General features: G+C 39.7%; 4 protein-coding genes, 1 tRNA gene and 1 pseudogene. 4 read left to right on the top strand and 2 right to left on the bottom strand.

Annotated elements, in window-relative coordinates; translation table 11 throughout:
* The 3 genes and pseudogenes from B3Z75_RS06895 to B3Z75_RS06885 form a co-directional block, all read left to right on the top strand.
* Window positions 1-966: pseudogene (locus B3Z75_RS06895) on the top strand (DEAD/DEAH box helicase); the annotation flags it as partial.
* A 5-nt stretch (window positions 967-971) separates the two neighbouring features.
* Window positions 972-2,765 carry a GmrSD restriction endonuclease domain-containing protein gene (locus B3Z75_RS06890; RefSeq protein ID WP_019538866.1) on the top strand — a complete coding sequence of 598 codons (1,794 nt, stop codon included), beginning with the start codon at window positions 972-974 and terminating at the stop codon, window positions 2,763-2,765.
* Between the two features lie 187 nt (window positions 2,766-2,952).
* Entirely contained in the window at window positions 2,953-3,150 is a 198-nt protein-coding gene (locus B3Z75_RS06885; RefSeq protein ID WP_157278981.1) for a hypothetical protein, read from the top strand.
* 178 nt (window positions 3,151-3,328) lie between these two features.
* On the opposite strand, the gene B3Z75_RS06880 is transcribed toward B3Z75_RS06885, so the two are convergent.
* Window positions 3,329-3,412: transfer RNA gene (locus B3Z75_RS06880), tRNA-Leu, on the bottom strand.
* A 242-nt stretch (window positions 3,413-3,654) separates the two neighbouring features.
* Here B3Z75_RS06880 and B3Z75_RS06875 point away from each other — a divergent pair.
* The gene (locus B3Z75_RS06875; RefSeq protein WP_294069036.1) at window positions 3,655-4,737 is read left to right on the top strand and encodes a mannose-1-phosphate guanylyltransferase; all 1,083 of its coding nucleotides are present in this window, start codon (window positions 3,655-3,657) and stop codon (window positions 4,735-4,737) included.
* Window positions 4,738-4,856: 119 nt separating this feature from the next.
* Here B3Z75_RS06875 and B3Z75_RS06870 read toward each other — a convergent pair.
* Window positions 4,857-5,600, bottom strand: a 744-nt coding sequence (locus B3Z75_RS06870) for an alpha-L-arabinofuranosidase C-terminal domain-containing protein (RefSeq protein ID WP_294069033.1), incomplete at its 5' end; no start/stop codon positions are given.

The raw sequence follows: 5,600 nt of genomic DNA, 5'->3' as shown, positions 1-5,600 counted from the left end.
AAGGCATTGCAGCAGGAAATTGAAGAAGATTGCGGAGTGGCATTTGAAGGTCGTATTAAGAATAAGCGTGAGCGTACGGCGGTAAGATACCGTAAAGGTTTTGAAGCCGATCCCAAATTTTTGGAAATATGGGAACGTATTAATAAGAAAACAACTTACCGGGTATATTACGATACGGTGGAACTGATTACTGTGGCTTCTAAAGCTGTAAAAGAATTGCCGGCTATCGCCCCGCCTTCCATCCGCTCCACCAAGGTAAATGTACTGATGACGGATTCCGGTATAGAAACCTCTTATGTTGGGGACAAAGTGGAACATTACGGAAATTTTAAATGGGTAATTCCCGATGTGTTGGGATATATCCAAAGTAAAACCGACCTTACACGACACACATTATTGCAAATACTCGAAAAATCGGAAAGGATAGACGATATCCTTATCAATCCTCAATTATTCATGGATTTGTGTTCACAAGCCATTCAACGCGCTCTATCCGATTTAATGATTGACGGCATACAATATCAGAAAATAGGAAATTCCGAATATGAAATGCGATTGTTTGACGAACAGGAATTGGAAATTTATCTGAATGATTTCTCTTTTAAAGTATCGGACAAATCCAAAACGCTTTACGAGGAATATGTTCCTTTAGACTCGGCAGTTGAAAGCCGGTTTGCGAAAGATTGCGAGAGCAGCGAACAGATAAAGTTCTATTTCAAGTTGCCGGGATGGTTTACCATACCTACCCCTATTGGCAGTTATAATCCTGATTGGGCAATTGTTTTTGAGGATGACAAGAAAATCTATTTTGTAGCCGAAACAAAAGATACGGGAACAAAATCAGTCGACTTGTCGAAGCTGCATAGAAGCGAACAGCAAAAGATAAAATGCGGTAAAGCGCATTTTAAGCAGTTTGATGATGTAAAATATAAAGTGGTGAATAAACTCGGAGAATTAGTCGAATAAATATCATGCAAAAATATTCTGTTAATCAATACGAAATAGCATCATTATTGGCGTTTGTAAAAACAGGCGAAATTGCAATTCCTGAAATTCAACGACCGTTTGTTTGGGATAGTTCCAAGGTGCGAAATCTGATGGATAGCTTGTATCAAGGCTATCCGATAGGTTATATCATTGCTTGGAAGAATCCAAATGTAAGGCTGAAAGATGGTTCTTTTAGCGAGGGGAAGAAAGTCCTTATTGATGGACAACAGCGTATAACCGCTCTTTCCGCTGCAATTTTAGGGAACTATGTTATTGACAAAAATTATAGCCGGATAAGAATCAAAATTGCGTTTAACCCTGTAGAAGAGAGGTTCGAAGTGCAGAATCCTGCAATCTTGAAAGATAAACTTTGGGTGAGAGATATTGCAGAAGTGTTCTCAGGAGAAAAAAGCCTGATAAAATTAGTACGTGATTATTTGACATTAAACCCGGAATTAGATGAAGATATTATCGAGAATTCATTTTCTCGTTTGATAGATTTATCTAAAAAACCCGTTGGCCTTATAGAGCTATCTTCTGATTTGGATATTGAAACAGTAACAGAAATATTTATTCGTATCAACTCCGCTGGTGTCGTTTTAAGTCAGGCTGATTTTGCCATGAGTAAAATTACCGCTAATGAAGAACAACAGGGTAATATTCTCCGAAAAGCGATTGATTATTTTTGCCATTTAGCTGTTGCACCCGAATTTTATCAACATATTGTGGATAATGACAAAGAGTTTGCAAAGACAGACTTCTTTCAAAAGATGCAATGGTTGAAGAACGAAAACGATGATCTTTATGATCCAAGTTATGTCGATTTGTTAAGGGTTGCTTTTACTTCTCAGTTTGAACGAGGCAGACTTTCTGATTTAGTAAGTTTACTCTCTGGTAGAAATTTTGAGACACGCACCTTTGAAAATGAAATTGTGGAAAGTTCTTTCTCTACCTTGAAAAAAGGTGTGTTAGAATTTATCAATGAAACAAATTACAAACGGTTCTTAATGATAGTGCGTTCTGCGGGGTTTGTTTCTCCGAAACTTCTTCGTTCTCAAAACGCCGTAAACTTTGCTTATATTGTTTATCTTAAATTGAAATCTCAAAAAAGTCTATCTGATTCTGAAATAGAGAAATATGTCAAACGTTGGTTAGTCTATTCTATATTAACAGGACGTTACTCCGGTTCGCCGGAATCTGTATTTGATTATGATATTAAACAGATATCACAACGCCCAATACGAGATTATATGGCAGAAAAAGAAGAAGGAGAACTTTCTAATGCTTTCTGGAATGCAGCTTTACCGCAGAGCATGGATACCTCTGTAGCAAGTAGCCCCTATTTTCACGTATATTTAGCCGCACAAGTTAGACTAAATGACAAAGGCTTTTTGTCAAAAGATATTACGGTTAATGACTTAATAACATTTAAAGGCGATATTCACCATTTATTCCCCAAAGACTACCTAAAGAAAAATGGACTTGCTAAGGGTAAATATAATCAGATCGCCAACTATGTGTATATGCAGTCCGAGATAAATATTAAAGTAGGAAATAAATCCCCTCAGGAATATTTTGAGATTATTCGTACTAAAATGGAGAATGGCGATTCTGCCTTAACAGGCATAAATTCATTAGATGAGATAAGAGAAAATCTTAGAATGAATTGTATCCCGGAAAATATCGGAGAAATGACAGTGCAGGACTACAATGACTTTTTGTTTGAAAGGCGCAAACTTATGGCTCTTAAGATGAAAGAATATTATTATGGATTATGATAATATTATCTCTCTAAATAAAAGACATAGAAAGAAAAACTGATTTGTGAGGTAATGAGAAAGCAAAAATTAACAGTATGGGTATTTGCTTTACTCAACTAAATATGGACGGATATGAGGCCTTTTTGGGACGCACCCGAAATAGAGGAGTGAGAGTAATCATTAAGGGATAGATGGAGAGATAAGTATGGAATTAATCTATTTATATATTGAAGATGACGGGAAAAATATAAAAGATTGCGAGTTTAATTTTTCTCCAGAATATCGAATTTCTTATAACCGGAAAGAACGCTTTATTACTGTAGAGAAAAATGATAATTACCTTCCAAATTTTTGGAAGGCTGTTAGTTTCACTTATCCAACCTCGCAAACTAATCTTGTTTAAACTTTAAATCTTTCCGCCAAAATCTTCCGCTAAATTTCCCGCATTGAATCAATATGAAATATTGCTAAATGAGAATAAATTTTTAAACTTCCCAAAAAATGCGGACAAATTGCGGACACGGAGAGCAAAACAAAAACGCTAAATATTTTATTATTAAATATTTAGCGTTTTAAAATCGTACCCAGAGCCGGGATCGAACCGGCATGGAAGTGAATCCACTGGTGTTTGAGACCAGCGCGTCTACCTATTCCGCCATCTGGGCATATCATAGAAAAGTGAGTGCAAAAGTACACATATTTTTGGGATTACGAAAAAGTTCTCTTTATTTTTATGCATTTTAACCAGACTTTTTGCTCCGCATGCTGTTTTGTTCGTATCTTTAAGGGTATAAAATGCAGGGTGTAAAACAAAGTGTAAGTGTAAAGTGTTATTTATCTTATACAACCTTGCGTAAATGATCAATTAGCAATAAATAAAATTTCATTTAAATAGATAATCTTAGGAATGAGAAACAGTAACGATTATTGTGTAATTATGTGTGGCGGTGTGGGAAGCCGCTTCTGGCCCTTTAGCAAGGAAGATAAACCCAAACAATTTTTGGACTTTTTCGGTACGGGCCGTTCCCTGCTCCAAAGTACTTTCGACCGGTTCAAAAAGATAGTTCCTGTAGAAAATATTTATCTCGTGACCAACGATGCATACGCTGAGACAATCAAATTGCAACTGCCTGAAATAAACGATAATCAACTTTTGCTAGAGCCTATCAGACGTAATACGGCTCCGGCGATTGCTTATGCGTCGTTCAGGATCAGGGCGGTGAATCCCAATGCAAACATCATTGTGGCACCCTCTGATCATTTGATTGTTAAAGAAGACCAGTTCGTGATCGACATGAAAAAGGGGCTTGAGTTTGTAAGCCATAACCCGGCATTGCTTACGCTGGGGATCAAGCCCGGTCGCCCCGAAACGGGCTACGGTTACATTCAGGTGGAAGAGAAAGATATGGACGGAATTCAAAAGGTGAAAGCCTTTACTGAAAAACCCAATCTCGATCTTGCTCGGGCGTTTGTAGAAAGCGGCGAGTTTATGTGGAACTCAGGTATTTTTCTCTGGAACGTGAAAAGCATAATCGATGCCTTTCAGAAGCATCTTCCGGACATTCTGCAGAAGTTTAGCGAAGGTGAAAGCCTTTTTAATACTCCCGCTGAAAAGCAGTTTATTGATGCCAGTTTTCCCTTCTGCCCCAATATCTCCATCGACTATGGAATAATGGAAAAAGCCGACAATGTTTATGTGAACATCTCCAACTTTGGCTGGAACGACCTGGGTACCTGGGGGGCTCTGCACGATGTGTCGCAACGCGACAGTGACAACAATGCCCAGCTAAACTGTAAGACCTTGTATATTGAAAGCAACGACAACATTGTGGCAATGAGTGACGATAAACTGGTGGTACTGCAGGGACTCGAAGATTATATTGTGGCAGAATCTGATAATGTACTGCTGATATGCAAAAAAAGCGAGGAACAGCGTATCAAACACTTCGTGACGGATGTGAAATTCCGCTACGGTGATGAATATGTCTGATTCACAGTGTTCAATCCGTATACAAAAAGGGTTCGGCATTGACGCCGAACCCTTTTTGTATTTAGGTTGGTTGACTGTGGCTGTTGTCAGCTGAAACTGGGAGGTACTGCTCTGCCCGGTCAGTCGGTGTATCCAATAACGAACAAATTAAAGGAATAGGGCTCCACTGTGAGAGACAGTTTTGATCCATTCAGTGTTGCCGAAGAGGATATAGGAACAATGGACCGGGGGTTGTCGAGTGTGTTTTCTTGATCCCGGTCTCCTTTCAAGAGAATGGTTCTCGCTTCTGGCCGAAGTTGTGTTTTCTTTTTCAATCCTTCCAGGGTGATGCCAAGATCTCGGCTTTCCTCCGACACATTGCTCAGTTTTATGATGATCTCCTTTTTCTTTGTATCGATGACGGCCGAAGCATACAACCCTTGCTGTCCGGTCAGGGGTTCCTTGTTCCAGGTGAGTGGAAGAACATTCGTGCCGGCATGATGTCCATAGAGCTTCTGCACGTAGTAGTTGGGGGTTCGTACAACGCGCAGGTTATCGAACCATATTAGGTCGGGACGCCATTGCCAGGCATCCACATGTGCCAGCAGTGGAGCATAGGTTGCCATGTGTACAATGTCGGCATTCCGCTCCAGGCCGGTCATAAATGCAGCTTCGGTGAGCGCCGATTCAAAGTTGTTTTTTCTGTTTCCGTGATGGCTGGCATATTCGCCGGCAAACACTTTGGGTCCCTTTCGATCGTAGGAGTCGTACCGTGCTGCATTATCCAGAAACCATTGCGGCGGGCGGTAATAATGTTCGTCCACCAAATCTACTTTCAGCCTTTTCATCTCCGGCCACAGGTATTCAAAGTCCTTGCCCTCGGC

It is taken from the genome of Proteiniphilum sp. UBA1028, assembly GCF_002316955.1.
GTDB lineage: Bacteria > Bacteroidota > Bacteroidia > Bacteroidales > Dysgonomonadaceae > Proteiniphilum.
This window is presented reverse-complemented; position numbering and strand designations above follow the sequence as displayed.

Coding starts and splice junctions, on each gene's coding strand:
- B3Z75_RS06885 (WP_157278981.1), top strand. CDS start 2,953: ATGGAATTAATCTATTTATATATTGAAGATGACGGGAAAAATATAAAA.
- B3Z75_RS06875 (WP_294069036.1), top strand. CDS start 3,655: ATGAGAAACAGTAACGATTATTGTGTAATTATGTGTGGCGGTGTGGGA.
- B3Z75_RS06890 (WP_019538866.1), top strand. CDS start 972: ATGCAAAAATATTCTGTTAATCAATACGAAATAGCATCATTATTGGCG.